19 protein-coding genes are annotated in these 18,207 nt (G+C 39.6%); 11 read left to right on the top strand and 8 right to left on the bottom strand.

Features of this window, described 5'->3' with window-relative positions:
* Positions 1 to 3 precede the first annotated feature (3 nt).
* From FZF08_RS20090 to FZF08_RS20065, 6 genes are all read left to right on the top strand, one after another.
* Positions 4 to 1,011: a bile acid:sodium symporter family protein gene (locus FZF08_RS20090; protein ID WP_159472212.1), complete on the top strand. Its 1,008-nt coding sequence runs from the start codon at positions 4 to 6 to the stop codon at positions 1,009 to 1,011.
* A gap of 45 nt (positions 1,012 to 1,056) precedes the next feature.
* The gene (locus tag FZF08_RS20085; protein ID WP_159472209.1) at positions 1,057 to 1,680 is read left to right on the top strand and encodes a DUF4230 domain-containing protein; all 624 of its coding nucleotides are present in this window, start codon (positions 1,057 to 1,059) and stop codon (positions 1,678 to 1,680) included.
* 13 nt (positions 1,681 to 1,693) lie between these two features.
* Positions 1,694 to 3,073 carry a glutamine synthetase family protein gene (locus FZF08_RS20080; RefSeq protein ID WP_159472206.1) on the top strand — a complete coding sequence of 460 codons (1,380 nt, stop codon included), beginning with the start codon at positions 1,694 to 1,696 and terminating at the stop codon, positions 3,071 to 3,073.
* A 657-nt stretch (positions 3,074 to 3,730) separates the two neighbouring features.
* Positions 3,731 to 4,195, top strand: a complete 465-nt coding sequence (gene tnpA, locus FZF08_RS20075) for an IS200/IS605 family transposase (RefSeq protein ID WP_159472203.1) — start codon at positions 3,731 to 3,733, stop codon at positions 4,193 to 4,195.
* A 524-nt stretch (positions 4,196 to 4,719) separates the two neighbouring features.
* Positions 4,720 to 5,493, top strand: coding sequence for a glucose 1-dehydrogenase (locus FZF08_RS20070; protein ID WP_159472199.1), 774 nt, complete (start codon positions 4,720 to 4,722; stop codon positions 5,491 to 5,493).
* Positions 5,494 to 5,522: 29 nt separating this feature from the next.
* A complete protein-coding gene (locus FZF08_RS20065; RefSeq protein WP_159472196.1) occupies positions 5,523 to 6,905 on the top strand; it encodes an aldehyde dehydrogenase family protein in 1,383 nt (460 codons plus the stop codon).
* A gap of 89 nt (positions 6,906 to 6,994) precedes the next feature.
* Here the strand turns inward: FZF08_RS20065 and lysA are convergent, their stop codons facing one another.
* Positions 6,995 to 8,230 carry a diaminopimelate decarboxylase gene (lysA, locus tag FZF08_RS20060; RefSeq protein WP_159472193.1) on the bottom strand — a complete coding sequence of 412 codons (1,236 nt, stop codon included), beginning with the start codon at positions 8,228 to 8,230 and terminating at the stop codon, positions 6,995 to 6,997.
* Between the two features lie 48 nt (positions 8,231 to 8,278).
* A complete protein-coding gene (gene pyrF / locus FZF08_RS20055; RefSeq protein ID WP_159472190.1) occupies positions 8,279 to 9,106 on the bottom strand; it encodes an orotidine-5'-phosphate decarboxylase in 828 nt (275 codons plus the stop codon).
* Positions 9,107 to 9,215: 109 nt separating this feature from the next.
* On the opposite strand from pyrF, the gene rfbC reads away from it, so the two are divergent.
* Positions 9,216 to 9,758 (top strand): dTDP-4-dehydrorhamnose 3,5-epimerase, encoded by a 543-nt coding sequence (rfbC, locus tag FZF08_RS20050; protein WP_159472187.1) that lies wholly within the window; start codon positions 9,216 to 9,218, stop codon positions 9,756 to 9,758.
* 47 nt (positions 9,759 to 9,805) lie between these two features.
* On the opposite strand, the gene FZF08_RS20045 is transcribed toward rfbC, so the two are convergent.
* From FZF08_RS20045 to FZF08_RS20025, 5 genes are all read right to left on the bottom strand, one after another.
* On the bottom strand, positions 9,806 to 10,486 hold the full coding sequence (locus tag FZF08_RS20045; RefSeq protein ID WP_159472184.1) for a type 1 glutamine amidotransferase domain-containing protein: 681 nt from the start codon (positions 10,484 to 10,486) through the stop codon (positions 9,806 to 9,808).
* A gap of 153 nt (positions 10,487 to 10,639) precedes the next feature.
* Positions 10,640 to 11,287, bottom strand: a complete 648-nt coding sequence (locus FZF08_RS20040) for a response regulator transcription factor (protein ID WP_159472181.1) — start codon at positions 11,285 to 11,287, stop codon at positions 10,640 to 10,642.
* A 12-nt stretch (positions 11,288 to 11,299) separates the two neighbouring features.
* Entirely contained in the window at positions 11,300 to 12,160 is an 861-nt protein-coding gene (locus FZF08_RS20035) for a sensor histidine kinase (RefSeq protein ID WP_159472178.1), read from the bottom strand.
* A complete protein-coding gene (locus FZF08_RS20030) occupies positions 12,147 to 12,851 on the bottom strand; it encodes a hypothetical protein (RefSeq protein WP_229216613.1) in 705 nt (234 codons plus the stop codon). Before FZF08_RS20030 ends, FZF08_RS20035 begins: the two co-directional genes overlap by 14 nt.
* A gap of 12 nt (positions 12,852 to 12,863) precedes the next feature.
* Complete coding sequence (locus FZF08_RS20025) at positions 12,864 to 13,253, bottom strand: hypothetical protein (RefSeq protein WP_159472175.1); 390 nt, start codon at positions 13,251 to 13,253, stop codon at positions 12,864 to 12,866.
* A 692-nt stretch (positions 13,254 to 13,945) separates the two neighbouring features.
* Between FZF08_RS20025 and FZF08_RS20020 the strand changes: the two genes are divergently transcribed.
* The 4 genes from FZF08_RS20020 to FZF08_RS20005 all read left to right on the top strand — a co-directional run bounded on the left by FZF08_RS20020 (position 13,946) and on the right by FZF08_RS20005 (position 15,949).
* Entirely contained in the window at positions 13,946 to 14,362 is a 417-nt protein-coding gene (locus FZF08_RS20020) for a hypothetical protein (protein ID WP_159472172.1), read from the top strand.
* 60 nt (positions 14,363 to 14,422) lie between these two features.
* Positions 14,423 to 14,698, top strand: coding sequence for a SelT/SelW/SelH family protein (locus FZF08_RS20015; protein ID WP_159472169.1), 276 nt, complete (start codon positions 14,423 to 14,425; stop codon positions 14,696 to 14,698).
* A 320-nt stretch (positions 14,699 to 15,018) separates the two neighbouring features.
* Positions 15,019 to 15,423, top strand: a complete 405-nt coding sequence (locus tag FZF08_RS20010) for an Hsp20/alpha crystallin family protein (RefSeq protein WP_159472167.1) — start codon at positions 15,019 to 15,021, stop codon at positions 15,421 to 15,423.
* 190 nt (positions 15,424 to 15,613) lie between these two features.
* Positions 15,614 to 15,949: a hypothetical protein gene (locus FZF08_RS20005; protein WP_229216612.1), complete on the top strand. Its 336-nt coding sequence runs from the start codon at positions 15,614 to 15,616 to the stop codon at positions 15,947 to 15,949.
* Positions 15,950 to 16,047: 98 nt separating this feature from the next.
* Here the strand turns inward: FZF08_RS20005 and metG are convergent, their stop codons facing one another.
* Complete coding sequence (gene metG / locus FZF08_RS20000; protein ID WP_159472163.1) at positions 16,048 to 18,120, bottom strand: methionine--tRNA ligase; 2,073 nt, start codon at positions 18,118 to 18,120, stop codon at positions 16,048 to 16,050.
* Between the last annotated feature and the right edge of the window lie 87 nt (positions 18,121 to 18,207).

Raw genomic sequence — 18,207 nt, 5'->3', positions numbered from 1 at the left:
ATAATGAAGAAGATTATCACTATTGCCGGAAAGGCCGGTCTGGATGGTTTTTTGCTTGCGTTGCTAAGTATGATCGGGCTGGCGTATATTTATCCTTATCCGGGAATGAAAAGTAGTCCGGTACCTTTGGGAGAAATTGCGACGTATGGCGTTTCTGTCATTTTCTTCTTTTACGGATTGCGGTTAAGCCCTGACAAACTGAAAGCAGGATTAACTAACTGGCGTCTCCATACGATGATCCATTTTTCCACTTTCATACTTTTTCCACTTCTCGCACTGGCTGTTCGTCCGCTTTTTAAAGGTTCTGAAAATGAATTGTTATGGTTGTCCATATTCTTCCTGACTACTTTGCCGTCAACGGTTTCATCTTCGGTCGTTATGGTTTCGATTGCAAACGGGAATATTCCTGCTGCAATTTTCAATGCCAGTATTTCAAGTTTGATGGGCGTTTTTATTACACCGCTCTGGATGGGACTGGTTCTGGACAATGCATCCGGTGAATATGATTTGCTGGGAGTAGTCGGAAAGCTGTCTTTGCAAGTAATACTACCTGTTGGTTTAGGTATATTGATGAATAAATCCTGGGGCGCATTTGCTGAAAAGTACAAAAGTAAAATCCGTTATTTTGATCAGTTTACCATTTTATTAATTGTTTATACATCATTTTGTGAGTCTTTCGGAGAGCATTTGTTTAGCGGATTTGAGCCTCGGGATATACTGTTTTTGGGAGCAGGAATGAGTGCTTTATTCTTTGCCATCTATCTGCTGCTGAGCTTTTTTAGTCGAATATTGCATTTTAGTAGGGAAGATGAAATAACGGCAGTATTTTGTGGTTCAAAAAAATCTCTGATTCAGGGAGCCGTGATGTCAAAAGTGTTGTTTTCAGGGGCTTCTTATGCAGGTGTAATGTTGTTGCCGATTATGCTTTATCATGCCTTGCAACTTATTGCTGCAAGTGTTTTGGCTCAGCGGATGGCGAGGAAAAATCTGGAAATGGCAGATTCTGTGTAGTCTGGCATCTTCCGGAAATGGGTATTATTTACAAAACAGATTACTATGCGATTGATTCCGTTCATCTTACGATTGATTTTATTTGTACTTATTCTGGCAGGGTTAAAGTCGATGTGGGATAATTTCAGTTCAGGAAACTGGATTCCGGATTGGGTTTCGGGGAAAAATAAAACAGAAACGGTTCATACTTTAGTATTGCAGGAAATGACTGCGATGGGAAAACTGGAACTGGTTAAATACAATTTTAAAGATGTAGTGGAACAGGAAGTTGTAAAAACCTGGCTACCTAATGCAAAAGCGGTTTTAATCGTTCAGGGAGAGGCGATAGGCTGTGTTGATCTGACCAAAATCCGGATTGCAGATATTACATCAGAACAAGAAACACTGGTAGTACATATGCCTGAGCCTGAGCTTTGTGTTTTCAAAATTGACCATGAACATTCCAAAGTTTATAATACCGAATATGCTTTTATGGAAGAGGGGAAGCTGGTGAACGAAGCTTATTTACAAGCCGAAAAGCAAATTCAAAAATCAGCATTGGACATGGGGATTCTGGAACAAACAAAAGAAAATGCCACAAAAATATTAACGCCTATGCTTGAAAAAGCGTCTGGCAAAAAGGTAATATTGAAATTCCCCATGAATGCTAAAATAGATAAATTACGTTAATCATATCATTCCTATGCCCGTTAAAGGATTTCTTACCCAGGAAGATTTTCAAAATAAAGTTAAGCTTGAAGAAATTGAAACCGTAATTGTTGCCTTCACCGATCATTACGGAAGGCTGATGGGAAAGCGTGTGGATGCCGATTATTTTATAGACAGCGTTTTGGATTCCGGCACACATGGCTGTGATTATTTGCTAACTACGGATATGGAAATGGAGCCCGTTCCGGGTTACACGTATGCAAACTGGGAATTAGGCTACGGAGATTTTCACATGGTCCCTGACCTTTCAACATTAAGAATGGCGGATTGGCTTGAAAAAACGGCATTGGTTATTTGTGATGTTTTTGATGAAAAAACACATGCGCCAGTGCCTGTCGCTCCACGTTCGATCTTAAATAAGCAGCTTGAAAATGCGGCAGATTTCGGTGGCTTGAAATGTTTTGCAGCTTCGGAACTTGAATATTATCTTTTAGAAAATACTTACAAGGACGCTTTTCAGAAACATTATCAGGATTTAACTCCGGCCGGATATTATCTGGAAGATTACCATATTCTTCAAGGGACACGTAACGAAAAATATACATCGACAGTCCGCAGGCATTTGAAAAATTCAGGTGTTCCGATTGAAACCTCAAAAGGAGAATGGGGGCTGGGTCAGCATGAATTAAATGTGCGTTACGCCGAAGCACTTCCCATGGCCGATAATCATGTTATTTACAAACAATGCATGAAAGAAGTGGCTGATGCGATGGGTTTTTCTGTCACATTTATGGCGAAATTTGCCACCGGGCAAGCAGGATCGAGCAGTCATATTCACATGAGTTTGTGGAAAGATGGTAAAAATGCCTTTGTGGGAGATCATCAATTTGGACCGGTTAAAGGATCGGATATTTTCCGCTGGTTTTTGGGCGGATGGATCAAACATGTACCGGATGTGATGCCATTTTACGCGCCTACGGTCAATTCTTATAAACGATTTGTAGATGGTTCCTGGGCTCCAACGCGGCTCGCGTGGAGTTATGATAACCGTACAGCCGGATTTCGTGTAGTGGGACAAGGTGCCAGTATGCGTATTGAATGTAGAATTCCGGGTGCGGATTGTAATCCATATCTTGCATTTGCAGCTTCTTTGGCATCAGGTTTGGCAGGAATTAAAAATAAAATTGAACCGCCGGAATGTTTCGTTGGTGATATATATGCCGCGGCACATTTACCGAGAGTTCCATACACATTAGCAGAAGCAACAACGCTTTTTGAGCATAGTGAATTTGCGAAGGAAACCTTTGGCGAAGACGTTGTTCAACATTATTCCCATTTTTTCAAAACGGAACAACGGGCCTATGATATGTCGGTAACGGACTGGGAGAGGAAGAGATATTTTGAACGGATTTAGGGGAATTTCTTGAATAGAAATAAATCCTAAGAATCAGGAATTGTCTAGCCGCAGCGCGGCTTCCTGTTTATAGAAATGAATTATCACCGGGCAAGGTTTGGCTCCTTCGGAGCTTCCTGGCTTTGATAACAATATTGATGGATGAAAACTAGGAAGGAGACTCCGAAGGAGTCAGTATCCGGCTTAACAGAAGTCATGAGCTATAAACAGGATGCTCCGATGGAGCGGGGTTTTAGAAAATAGAATTTCTAGAATGAGAATTAATTTCATAGAATCAGGAATTATCGGGCCGCAGCGCGGCTTCCTGTTTATAGAAATGAATTATCACCGGGCAAGGTTTGGCTCCTTCGGAGCTTCCTGGCTTTGATAACAATATTGATGGATGAAAACTAGGAAGGAGACTCCGAAGGAGTCAGTATCCGGCTTAACAGAAGTCATGAGCTATAAACAGGATGCTCCGATGGAGCGGGGTTTTAGAAAATAGAATTTCTAGAATGAGAATTAATTTCATAGAATCAGGAATTATCGGGCCGCAGCGCGGCTTCCTGTTTATAGAAATGAATTATCACCGGGAAAGGTTTGGCTCCTTAGGAGCCTCCTGGAAATGCCGACCAACAGAATTAATTTATTTCAAAACACATACTAAAAATTGGAAAAATGGCAAACACTTATTCACAAATTTATCTGCAATTTGTTTTTGCGGTTAAAAACAGACAAAGTTTGATACCCCAAAACCAAAAAGAGGAATTACATAAATATTTCACGGCTCTGGTTCACAACAGAAAATCAAAAATGTTGGCCGTAAATTGTATGCCGGATCATACACATATTTTTGTTGGTTTTAAATCTGTTTTATCCATACCTGATTTTATAAAAGAGATCAAGGTTGAGAGCAACGAATTTATAAATAGCAAAAAGTGGACGAATTATAGATTTGGATGGCAGGAAGGATATGGTGCGTTTTCTTATTCACATTCGCATATAGGTTCGGTTATAAATTATGTTTTAAATCAGGAAGAGCATCATCGGAAAAAGACTTTTAAAGAAGAGTATTATGGTTTTTTAAAAAAGTTTGAAGTGCCATTTGATGATCAATATTTGTTTGAGTTCTTTGACAAATAATTAGGAGACTCCGAAGGAGTCGAGATCAGGCTTAACGAAAGCGTGAGCTATAAACAGGATGCTCCGATGGAGCGGGTGGTAGAGAGGGGGATTTCGTGAATGTGAATGAATTCTAAGAACGAGGAATTATCCAGCCACAGCGCGGCTTCCTGTTTATAGAAATGAATTATCACCGGGCAAGGTTTGGCTCCTTAGGAGCCTCCTGTATTTGGTGATAATATTGTTGATGAGAATTAGATAGGAGACTCCGAAGGAGTCAGTATCCAGCTTACAGAAGTCATGGGCTATAAACAGGATGCTCCGGTGGAGCGGGGTTTTAGAAAATGGAATTTCTAGAATAAGAATTAATTTCCTAGAATCAGGAATTATCGAGCCGCAGCGCGGCTTCCTGTTTATAGAAATGAATTATCACCGGGCAAGTTTTGGCTCCTTAGGAGCCTCCTGTAAATCACTATTAATTATCACAAAACCAATTATACAAAACTCAATTACTATAAAATTTTAACCCCTTAATACATAACACAATGCGCTTAGAAAATAAAGTAGCCTTAATCACTGGTGGTAGTGGTGGAATTGGCCGTGAAACTGCTCTTTTGTTTGCAAAAGAAGGAGCAAAATTAGTGATCACAGACGTTAATGATGTTGCTGGCCAGGAAACGGCAGATATGATTACTGCCGAAGGTGGCGAAGCTTTTTATCTTCATGCTGATGTTTCCAAGGCTGCTGATTGCGAAGCTATGGTAGCATTTACGGAAGAGAAATTCGGTAAACTAAATATCATGTTTAACAACGCTGGTATTATGCACAGCGATGATGATAACGCGATGACAACCGAAGAATCCATTTGGGATTTGACAATGAATATCAATGCCAAAGGTGTTTTCTTAGGGTGTAAATATGGAATTCCCGCGCTTCAGCGTGCTGGCGGCGGCTCTATTATCAACACGGCTTCTTTCGTGGCAATTCTTGGAGCTGCTACGCCTCAGGTTGCTTACACAGCAAGTAAAGGTGCAGTTCTGGCTTTGACAAGAGAATTGGCCATTATTCATGCACGTGAAAATATTCGTATCAATGCTTTGTGTCCGGGACCTTTGCGGACAGAATTATTGATGAAATTTTTAAATACCGAAGAGAAAAAGCAACGCCGCCTTGTACATATTCCAATGGGGCGTTTTGGCGAAGCAAAAGAAATGGCTTCCGCCGTTTTATTTCTTGCATCGGATGAATCTTCTTTTGTTACAGGTACTGATTTTCTGGTTGATGGTGGAATTACATCTGCTTACGTAACACCATTATAAGATCAGCGGTAGATCAAATTTTTGAAATTATGCAAAAAACAATAAGCCCTATCGACGGGTCAGTATATCTGGAACGGCCTCTTGCCACAGACGAAATGATTGAAAGTGCTTTGGCAAAAGCGACCGAAGCACAGAAAGAATGGAGAAAAACGACAGTTCAGGAACGTGCTGCTTTTTGTTTGAAAGTGGTAGAGTATTTCGTGAACAATGCCGACGAAATTGGATTGGAGCTAACCTGGCAAATGGGGCGACCTGTTCGCTATACTGCGAATGAAATTAAAAAAGGATTTCAGGAGCGGGCTAAATATATGATCTCTGTTGCAGAGCAGGCCTTAGCCGATGTTGAAGTAGAGGAAATAGCTGGTTTTAAAAGATTTATTCGCCGTGATCCGGTTGGGGTGGTTTTCGTGGTTGCGCCGTGGAATTATCCTTATCTGACATCCGTGAACTCGGTTATTCCGGCGATTATGGCTGGAAATACGGTCATTTTAAAACATGCGCAGCAAACTCCGCTTTGTGCCGAACGTTACGCAGAAGCTTTCGCCTATGCAGGTTTGCCGGAAGGGGTTTTTCAATATTTACATTTAAGTCATGAGCAGGTAGCAACGGTTATTGCTGATACAAGAACTTCCTATGTCGCCTTTACCGGTTCTGTGGAAGGCGGTCATGCCGTTCAGAAATCTATCAATGAACGTTTTATTGTGGGCGGTTTAGAGTTGGGTGGAAAAGATCCTGCTTATGTTCGGGCGGATGCAAATGTGGCTGACGCGGTTGAAAATCTTGTAGATGGTTCATTCTTTAATTCCGGCCAATCCTGCTGTGGAGTTGAAAGAATTTATGTGCACGAAGATGTTTATGACGCTTTTGTTGAAGGATTTGTTGCGCTGACAAAAACCTATACGTTGGGTGATCCGCTTGATACTGACACGACACTCGGCCCGATGGTAAGAACTTCTGCCGCTGTTTTTGCTCAAAAACAAATTGAAGAAGCAATAGGGCAAGGTGCCAAAGCATTGATTGATACAAATCTTTTCCCGGCACATAAAGCGGGTACGCCTTATATGGCGCCTCAGGTTTTGGTCAATGTGGATCATACGATGCAAGTAATGACGGAAGAAAGTTTTGCTCCGGTTGTTGGTATCATGTCTGTGAAAAGTGATGAGGAAGCCATTAAGCTTATGAATGATAGCCAGTATGGTTTGACAGCTTCTATCTGGACAAGCGATATGGATGCAGCTTTGGAAATTGGGGCGCAGGTAGAAACCGGAACCTGGTTTATGAACCGCTGCGACTATCTGGATCCGGCATTAGCCTGGACTGGGGTGAAAAATTCCGGAAGGGGAGTTACACTTTCAAAAGTAGGATATGAAGCTTTAACAAAAGTGAAATCTTTCCACTTAAAAATTGGATAGTTGTAGGTTACACAGAGCTCCACGGAGTTAAAAAGAGGGGCACAGAGGTTATTTAAAATTTCTCTGTGCCCCTCTTAATTTCTCTCTTTTTACTCTGTGATACCTACCTGCGTGCGCAGCAGATCTTCCAGAGTTTCTCGTCTTCTAACTAATTTCGCCACGCCGTTATCTACCAAAACTTCCGCAGGGCGGAAACGGGCGTTATAGTTTGAGCTCATCGTGAAGCCGTATGCACCTGCGTTTAAAAATGCCAGAACATCTCCCTGACGAACTTCTGGCAACGGACGATCGGTTGCGAACGTGTCTGTTTCGCAGATGTAGCCCACAACAGTATACTCTTTTTCTTCTCCTGCCGGATTTGAAACATTGAGGATATGATGATAGGAACCGTACATCATCGGTCTGATCAGGTGATTTAAACCTGAATCGATATGAACAAAAGTGCGGGCCGGATCTTCTTTTACTACGGTTGTACTAACCAATAAATACCCGCTTTCACTTACCAGAAATTTTCCCGGCTCAAACCATAATTGTAGCTCACGGCCATATTTTGCACAGAAGTTTTTGAAACGGTCTGAGATTTTATTTCCCAAAAGCTCCATATCCGTGATCGGATCGTTGGGTTTGTACGAAACCTTAAAACCGCCACCCAAATCAATAATTTCAAGATCCGGAAATTGTAAAGCAGCTTCGAAAATGATGTCAGCTACTTGCAAAAAAGGTTCGGCGTCTTTTATATCTGATCCGGTATGTTGGTGCAACCCGACTACTTTGATATCATATTTTTTAACAACTTCCAGAATCTGATCCAAAAGCAACACTGAAATTCCGAATTTGGAATCTGCATGTGCGGTCATTATTTTAATATTTCCACCCGCAGCCACATTCGGTTTCAAACGGATCAGACATGGTTTTGTATTTCCATAGGTTTGTCCAAACCATTCAAGCAACGGAATACTGTCTACATTTACAATCGCGCCTGCTTCCACAGCTGTTTTTACTTCATGAAAAGGAACTCCGCTTGGTGTGAATGTGATTTGTTTGGTATCATATCCGGCCAGCTTTCCCATTTCCAGTTCACCGGTTGAAACAACATCCAATTCAACACCTATTTCACGCATCAAGCGTAAAACGGCAAGATTGGTATTGGATTTACAGGCAAATTTTATTTTCATATTAATGCCTGAAAAAGCATTTTGCAATTCCTTTACTTTGCGACGAATCGTTTCGCCATCATAAACATAAAGCGGACTGCCGTATTGTTCTACAAGCTGAACCGGGTCAATATTTTGTATTGTATATGTATTTTGTTCTGAAAGCTGCATTAGACTATTAAATTGTATTCGTTGATATTTTATTGATTTTAATCCTGATCAGTTACAATACTTATCAAGATAAATGGCCATTTCCTGTTGTAAAGATTGTGCTTCCTCCTTAGCTTTTTGCGCAAAATCCAGACCACCGCCTGCATAAATAATGCTTCTGGAAGCGTTCACCAACAATCCGCAGGATTTATTCATGCCATGCCGGGAAACTTCTTCCAGATTTCCACCTTGCGCTCCAACACCTGGAACAAGAAGAAAATGCTCCGGTACAATTGTGCGGATATTTTCAAGATCTTTTGCCTGCGTGGCACCTACGACGTACATCATCCGGTCAGCACCTGCCCAGGTTTGTGAAGTTTTCAAAACCTGTTCATATAAAAATCCGTCCGTTGTTTGCAGTCTTTGGAAATCTGCCCCGCCTGAATTTGACGTTAGAGCAAGCAGAATTACCCATTTCCCTTCAAAATCAAGAAAGGGTGTGACAGAGTCGCTGCCCATATAAGGTGCTACTGTAACCGAATCAAAATCAAGTCCTGACGAGGATGGATCGAAAAAAGTACGGGCATAAAGTCCGGACGTATTGCCGATATCACCTCGTTTTGCATCCGCAATTGTAAAATGACTTTTTGGAATATACTCAATCGTTTTTTGTAAACTTTCCCAACCTTTTGCACCCAAAGCTTCGTAAAAAGCAATATTCGGTTTGTAAGAAACGCAATAATCGGCTGTTGCATCAATAATCTGTTTGTTGAATTCAAAAACCGGATCGCTCTCTTTCATCAAATGAGCAGGGATTTTACGTATATCAGTGTCCAGGCCTATGCAGAGATAGGATTTCTTTTGGGAAATGTGTTCAAAAAGCGCTTCGTATGTCATGTTATTTCGAAATAATGTGCCGAAATTACAACCTCTGCAAATAGATTCATAAATTTGCACACACATTAAATGATTACAATCTTTAAAAAAGATAATTTATAACATAACTATGCAGATCCGCGAAACCTCCATTGCCGGTTTAGTAGAAATTATCCCGCGCGTTTTTCAGGACGACAGAGGATTCTTTTTTGAGTCGTACAATGAAGAATTATTTAAAAAATTAGGCTTGCCGACAAACTTTGTTCAGGACAACCAGTCATTTTCGATCAAAGGTGTGGTAAGGGGTTTACATTTTCAAAACGCGCCATTTGCTCAGGGAAAACTGGTTCGTGTTATTTCAGGACGTGTGCTGGATGTAGCCGTAGATATCCGGCCGGAATCTCCTACATTTGGTAAACATGAAGTTTTTGAATTGCGCAGCGATACAAACAATATGGCATACGTTCCGGAAGGTTTCGCCCACGGATTTGTAGCACTTGAAGATTCTGTGTTCAGTTATAAATGTACCAATGTCTACAATAAAGGAGCAGAATCCGGTTTATTGTGGAATGATGCTGACCTGGGAATTGACTGGGGAGTAGCAAATCCGATCGTTTCAGAAAAGGATATTATCCTTCCTACTTTTAAAACTTTATTTGAAAAATTCGTATAAGTTATTGAAAGCAAAAGATCGCTGGAATGACCAGTGATCTTTTGCTTTCATTTTTCAAAAAGTTCTTCCAGAGCTTTGGAGGCTACCTTTCCGGCGGAATTAGGGTTTTGTCCGGTTATCAGCCTTTCATCCATTTCAATAAATTCAATAAAAGGAATCATGGATTTGGTATAATGCGCGCCACGCTCTCTGAGTTTATCTTCTAAATGAAATGGGATTTCGCTTACAAAACTCATAAGTGTATCTTCCACATGAGAAAATCCTGTTACATATTTATCATTAATCAGGTAAGAACCATCTGAAAGTTTTACATTCAAAAGCCCGCTTACACCATGACAAACGGCTGTTACCATGCCGTGGTTTTCATAGATTATTTTTGTGATTTCCTGTAATGCTGTATTATCCGGGAAATCCCACATTCCTCCATCTCCTCCCGTAAAAAAGATGAGACGATAATCCTTTGCAATAACCTCGGACGGGCTTAGTGATTTTTCAAACTTGGCCAGAAACACAGGATCGCTAAAACATTTTTGGTTGATTTCGTCTTTCAGGTCAAAACTTCTTTCATCGATCGGGATTGTTCCACCTGTTGGACTTACAATATCAACCAATACTCTTCGTCTTGTCATTGCATCATAAAAATGAGTCAACTCGCTCATCCACAATCCAGTTTTTGCTGTTTTGGAAGGATATGAATCATGGTTGGTGCAAACAATAAGTACTTTCATTATATCAATGATTGAATGAGAGAATTTTGAATTTAGAAAGATAAATAAAATTGAAAGATGGATTTCACGCGAAGCAAAAAAGATAAAATTAAAGCACGCTAAGCTGTTTGCGTTCTTTAATTTTATCTTTAAAACTTTGCGCGAAATTAATTTCTACAAAAGTTGATTTTTGTAAGCAAATGCAACGGCAGCGGCCGTAGTTTTTGTCCCGGTTTTTTCAAGGACCCGCAATCGATGGCCTTCAACGGTGCGCACACTGATAAAGAGTTTTTCACCTATTTCCACAGTCGACAACCCGTCGCAGATGAGCTGAAGAACTTCTTTTTCACGGGCAGAAAGTGCTACGTTACAGGAATTTGGAAAAAAAGGATGTTTATTTGGCTGGCGGTTTACCATTTTTCGGTGCATAGCTTTGGATACGAAATCATTGTAATAAAAACCTTCTTCGGCAACACGGCGGATCGCTTTTTCCACTTCATCCGGACTCGTATCTTTTAACAAATATCCCTGGACGCCTTTCTCTAACATGTGAATTACAAAACGATCCTCATTGTACATGGAAACGACGATAATTTTGATATCAGGATAGCGCTCAAATGCGAGCTCTGTAGCCTGAATTCCATCCATGACCGGCATTTGTAAATCCATGAAAACGATGTCCGGCATATTAAAAGGAAGCTTGTCTAATAGTTCCTGTCCGTTTGCCGCTTCCAGTACGAAATCAAAATCCGGGACATTACTCAGCATGGAAATAAATCCTTTTCTGAACAATTCATGGTCGTCGGCTATGCCCAGTTTCATGGTTTTTAAATTTTAAATTTTCACGCGCTGACGGCGGAATGGATGTAATGGTTCAGGTTTGCTATCAATTGCCGGTGCAACAGGTACAAGTGCAAGTGCTTTAGAGCCGCCCATTTTAGGTTTTTCGTAGTTTATCGTACCGTCTACAATCGCCAGCCGACTTTCAATGCCAAGTAATCCCAAACCGGTCAGATTATTATCTTTTATGGCATCCGGCTCAAAACCGATTCCGTCGTCGGTTACCTGAAGTTCGATGATTGTACTATTTACATGCAAGTTAATTTCAATCATTGAACATTGCGAATGCCTGATTGAATTATTAACCAATTCCTGCATAATTCTATAAATCGTCAATTCTGTTTTCTGGCTTTGACGTGGGGAGTCTTCGGTATTTGAAATTAAGGAAATCTTTAAATCTTTACTATTATCAAGTTTATTGATAAATTCTTCAATAGCAGCTGCCAGCCCGAAGCGTTCGAGTGTTGTGGGAACCAGGTCACGGGTAATTCTTCTCACATGTAAAATTGTTTCCTCAACCAGTGCCTGGGATTTACGCATGATCTGGTCTTCTTTTATTCCAGAATCTGCAACAAGCTTACTCAACTGGTTTAGGCTCAGTTTTGTCAGAGACAACATTGTACCAATATCATCATGGAGATCCTGCGCAATTCTTCTGCGTTCAGTTTCTTCCGAATTTAAAGCCGTATCCAGCAAAAGCCGCTGATAATCTTTTTCAATTTCGTGTAGTTTTTTCTCCTGATGCAGTTGCCTCTTTTGATAAAACACTATGAAAAGGATTACAAAAAATGCCATCATTAACATTGCAAGTGTAGCGATTAGTATAGCCCAGGTTAATCCGTCACTGTTTTGCATAATAACGTATTGAAAATATCCAAACTCCGATGCTGAAGAATAACAGGCAAAGTGTTTCAAAGATGTAAGGAACTAAATTCAGAAATCCAATATAAAGTGGATTCTCCCATTTCTCGGTGTAGTGTAAAATTGGTGCTATAAATATGAAGCTTGAATAGTATAATAGCAATCCCGAGCAAACCCAAAAAAATGGAAATGTTAGCAAATTCGGGATTTTGAGCATACGAATAATCTCATAAAAATAGGCTAGTATCCAAAATAACAACAATAAGCATTCCACTGTTGTGGCATAAGCAACCATGCTATGATTGTGCAAATCTTTAATATCGGGATTGGAATAAAATATATCCCAGATTGAAAAAATCACAAATCCGATAATTGAATAAATAATTCCTCTTTTATAGACCGCAGACTCAATTTTGTAATAAAACATACCACTAAGCAAAGCATATCGAAGCGGAATGCTCAGGTTGTAATACATCAGATTATTTGTTCGCTGCGTAGCATAATGAAACATGATCAAATCAATTATCAACTTCGTGATCAAATAAATCTGAAGAAGATAAAATGAAGGATCAACGTTTGCTTTTCTGTACAGGATCAGAAATAAAGGAATTATGGTTACAAAGACTGCAAGACATACAATTAAATGGTTGTGAATGAAAGTAATATAGGATTCAATCAACACCATAGTCAGGATTGTTTAGTTACAGTGAGATGGGCAGGTTGGTCCGCCTGCCATTGCATCATCACGTACCGGCATATCCTTCAGGCCATCTACCCTCGAAATATCCTTTCCGTTGGCATCAACGGGCACAATAATAAGCCGTGATGTATGTTTTCCCTTTCCAATTACAACTTCTTCTCCGTCGTGATCTTCGTGTTGCGCACCATAATACACGCGGAAACCAACGCAGTTTTTACCCAATGGGTCTATTAATTTCTTAAAAGTATTCAAACCGAAAAATTCAGCCTGGATGAAATTTTCACCCCGGGCCCTTATATTTTTTTCCAGTGCATGATGAGGGCGTGTCAACTCCTTCACTTCCAGTGAAGAAATCAGCCTGCCTTCGTTACCATTGAAATCAGCCATGATTGTATTTTTAAGAAGAGAGTTAAAATTAGTTATTGTAAAATTACTTCTAAGTAATACTAATGCCAAGGTGAATCTCTTCGTTGAATATTTTGGTTTTTATAACTTATTGTTTTTGAGTATATTACTAATTTTTCAAAAAGTAAAACACGTAATATTACCTGGTAGATCAGGGGTAATTACGATTTGGGAAAATGCCATTTATGTGTCTTTAAAATCACGTGTTTTCACGCTAAAATGCAAAGCATGGTATATTTACTTTTGTAATGGATTATCACTTACCCCGCATATTATAGAAAGGTCAACAGGTTAGGAACACGTACAAAGCCGTTGCAGATTTCTGTGGCGGCTTTTGTTTTTAGAGTTTAGCTGCTATATTCTTCGATGTCGAATTTTGATTATTTTCCAGATTATTTAACCCTTTAAGTAATAAATCTGAACGAGAATTCTTCCGGTTACAGATTTTCCATGATGTCAAATAACAAGAATTGTACTATCTAAACAATCTTCATTATTGCAACAATAATTGTTGTACTATTTCTAGTATTACGTTTGTTTTAAGAATAAGTTTTACTGTAAAAAAAGTGACTATTGATTTGTTAATCAATACTTTATAGTTTAGTGGTGAAATGATAATTAGTTTTTTTTATTAAGGAGTGACAGTTGTTTAATGTAAATAAACCTGTATTTCTATGAAAAATAATTTCTACTTCCTACGCCGGGTGAGTTCTCTGATTCTGATGATAGTGGCTTTATCCGAAGCCCATTCGCAGGATAAATTCCCAAAAAGTGACATTGCTTTTTATTCAGACTTCTACGTTATGCAGGTCAGGCCCATGAAGTTTAAAGTTTCATATAGCTGGCCGGAGACAGACAGAGTTCTCGTAAAGATTTCAGATGGAAACAACAATCTGATATTTACTGAGACGGTCCTGGTTTATAAAAAATACCAAAAGCTGTTTGACTTATCTTCTTTTATGGATGGACAATATACATTCGAGTTATTTGATGGTGAAAAGCGATTCAGACAGTCCTTTGATATCTCCACCAAAACAACCCGGGTAGCTGTTGCATCAAAAACAAAGGCAATGTTTATTGCTGATTTCTAACGTATCGATGATCTTTTGATAAAGAACGTTTAAGTAACTTTATCAAAAAATAACGGATCAATGAAACCAACAATCATTATAGAATACTGTCCAAAATGCGGCTGGCTTTTACGTGCTGCATGGATGGCGCAGGAACTCCTGACCACTTTTTCGGATGACTTACATGCCGTAACCCTAGTTCCTTCAGAAATAGCAGGACGATATACCATTAAGCTTGACGAAAATCTTCTATGGGACCGGAAACGGGAAGGACATTTTCCGGAACCAAAGGAAATGAAACAACGCGTTCGTGATCAAATTGCTCCGGGGCGAAATTTAGGCCATAATGATCGTTGACAGGATTTTTATCGTAGATCTGGTATAAAATTTGGTTTAGGTATTCAATTCGATCAAGTCAGGTAAGTAATGTTTGGATATTTTACGTTTGGCAAATAGAGCGTCATAATGACATTTCTCTTGGTTTCGTCTGCAAATATGTCAGCTCTAATTAATTTATTCAAATATTTACTTATTTAGATTTATGAGTTAAATGTCTGATTAGAAATTGTTTATAAATATTAAACCTTTTAACCAAAATCTGCTCTAAGAAAAAAGGAATTACTGGTACATTCTTTTTTATTAAATAATTATCTGTGAATACAAAAAGCGAAAACAACATGGAAAGCAAGATAAAAATACCAAAAGAAATGTTGATGCATATTGATTTTAGCAATACCATTAACGGAGGATTGAGCGAACCGATCGTGAATCTTGAAAAAGGAACGGACGGTTACGAAATTACAGTGAAGGCACCCGGAATAGAATCAGAAGACCTTCAATTGGAGATTGTAAAAGACAAAATGAGATTATATCATCTCTTACCGATATTTCATCAGGAAAGAGAAAGTGAAGAGCAGTGGAAAACGATGCGTTTTATCAGCACATTAGCCATTCCTGATGGTGTGGATACTGACAGTATTACTGCAAGATATGATAGTGAAAAACGTCATTTGGTACTGTTTCTTCCATTTAATCACCAGCAAGATGATTTCCGCAGAAAAGTTGATATCGAACGTTGGTAAGATTAAGAAATACCTGACTTGTCAAACATAGAAGCCTCACAATTGTAAATTGTGGGGTTTTTGTTTTTATAATGGTATTGATTCAATAGTTAATATTAACATATAGTAAACCTGTATGATTTGATGAAAAATTAAAGTTGGATCTATGTATATTTGTTCACTCAATACCTCCTTTTATTCAACACATCATATGAAAAAGTCTAATATTTTCGCCTTTATTGAATTTTCAAAGCTTGCGGAAGGTCTCCGCACATCTTCGGACAAAGGAAAACTTAAAGATCAGCTTAAATCCCAGGCAGCTTATTTTAACATTATTGAACCAAAATACTTTTCGGAGGATTTGGTAGAAGAATGGGAAAATATTCTGGGTTCAACAAGAAAGTCCGGAGCCAGAATAAATGAAGAAGGACGCATTGTTTCCAACGCGGTTACCAACACCATTGAACAAATGAGCGATGTGGAATGCGAAGTTTTAGTGGATCGCGTGAACGCTTTGTATGATAAATTGAAAAAAGAATTTGAATGATTTTCACTCCCTTAAACTTGAAAATCTAATAACTCCTATACTATAAAGCCTGCCGCAGAATACCGCGGCAGGCTTTTCTTTTTCAATTTCAGATCGAATTAATTTACGGTTCCTCCGTTCCAGACTTCCTTGCCAGGCTGAACAAAAGCCAGACTTCCGTCTTTATCTTCGGCCATCAGGATCATACCTTGACTTTCCATTCCCATCATTTTACGGGGAGCAAGATTTGCCAGATACAGTACCTTTTTTCCAATGACTTCTTCTGCTTTAAAATGTTCGGAAATCCCGCTGAGCACGGTGCGTTGTTCGCTGCCGATATCAACTTTCAGTTTTAGCAATTTCTTACTTTTCGGTACATTTTCGGCTTCCAGGATGGTTGCAACCCGAATATCCATTGCGGCAAAATCGTCAAACTGGATTTCCGGTTTCACGGGTGCAACTACTTTTCCTTCCAGCTCATTCGCACGTTTTGCATCGTGTAATTTCTGGATTTGTTTTTCAATAACGTGATCTTCAATTTTTTCAAAAAGAAGACCAGCCTCGCTTATTTCCTGACCGGCTTTTAATAGATCAGATTTTCCTGCATCGCCCCAGTTTTTACTTTCAACACCCAACTGTGTGCGAATTTTTTCTGCTGTAAAAGGAAGTACAGGTTCCGAAACAATCGATAGGGAAGCAGAGATTTGCAATGCAATATTCATAATCGTATTCACGCGCTCAGGATCTGTTTTGATCGCATGCCACGGTTGTGTATCTGCAAGATATTTATTTCCCAAACGGGCAAGATCCATAATGAAAGTAAGCGCTTCGCGGAAACGATAATTTTCCATCGCCTCACCGATTTTTGCTGGAAAAGCCGCAAGTTCCGCTAAAACGATCTGATCAATTTCAGTTAATTCGCCAATGGCAGGTACTTTACTACCGCAGAATTTCTGTGTTAGTACAACCGCACGGTTGATGAAATTACCAAAAATTCCAACCAGTTCGCTATTGTTGCGTGTTTGGAAATCTTTCCAGGTAAATTCACTATCCTTTGTTTCCGGTGCGCTCGCAGTTAAAACATAACGAAGAACATCCTGTTTGTTCGGTAATTCTTCCAAATATTCATGAAGCCAAACCGCCCAGTTTCTCGAAGTGGAAATTTTATCTCCTTCAAGATTCATGAATTCATTCGCCGGAACATTATCAGCCAAAATCAGATTTCCTTCTGCAATAACGGTAGCCGGGAAAATGATACAATGGAAAACGATATTATCCTTCCCAATGAAGTGAACAAGTTTTGTTTCTTCAACACCGTATTCATTTTTTTGCCACCATTTTTTCCATCCCTCGTCCGTCCCATTTTTCTGGATCAGCCAGTCTTTGGTAGCAGAAATATATCCTATGGGCGCTTCAAACCAAACGTAAAGTACTTTTCCATCCGTATCAGGAAGTGGAACAGGAATTCCCCAGTCAAGGTCGCGCGTCATAGCTCGAGGTTTCAGGCCTTCTTTCAGCCAGGATTGGCATTGTCCCAAAACATTCGTTTTCCATTCAGGATGACTATTTACATACGCTTCAACCTGTGGCTGCAATTTATCTAACGGCAAAAACCAGTTGGTTGTTGGGCGCATAACAGGTTTTGCTCCTGAAAGCATGGAATGCGGCTCAATTAATTCTGTCGGGCTAAGCGCAGAACCGCACCGTTCGCACTGATCTCCGTATGCATGTGGGTTTCCGCAAACCGGGCATGTTCCTACGATATAACGGTCCGCTAAAAACTGTTGAGCGGTTTCGTCATAATATTGTTCGGTGGTTTCTTCTATAAAAACGCCTTTATCATACAAATCCTTAAAAATTTCCTGAGAAGTTTCGTGATGGATTTTCTTGCTTGTGCGTGAATAAACATCGAAAGAAATTCCAAGCTGCTTAAAGGAATCGTCGATTTGTGTGTAATACTTATCTACAACTTGCTGGGGAGTAAGTCCCTCTTTTTTTGCGCGGATCGTAATAGGTACGCCGTGTTCATCCGTACCACTGATAAATGCTACGTCTTTTCCGTTTGAGCGAAGATAACGTACGTAAATATCCGCCGGAACATAACAACCGGCAAGGTGGCCAATATGAATAGGTCCGTTGGCATAAATCAATGCCGCGGTGACGGTATAGCGTTTAGGGTCAATAATTGCCATTAATTTTTAACTCTTATTTAGTTTATCGTGCAAAGTTAATGAAATCGGTTTGAGCGAGGGCACATTTTAAAACAACAAAAACTACAA

This window comes from Dyadobacter sp. 3J3 (genome assembly GCF_009801115.1).
Classification (GTDB): Bacteria; Bacteroidota; Bacteroidia; order Cytophagales; family Spirosomataceae; genus Dyadobacter.
The sequence above is the reverse complement of the archived record's forward strand: the minus strand, read 5'-3'. Positions and strand labels throughout refer to the sequence as shown.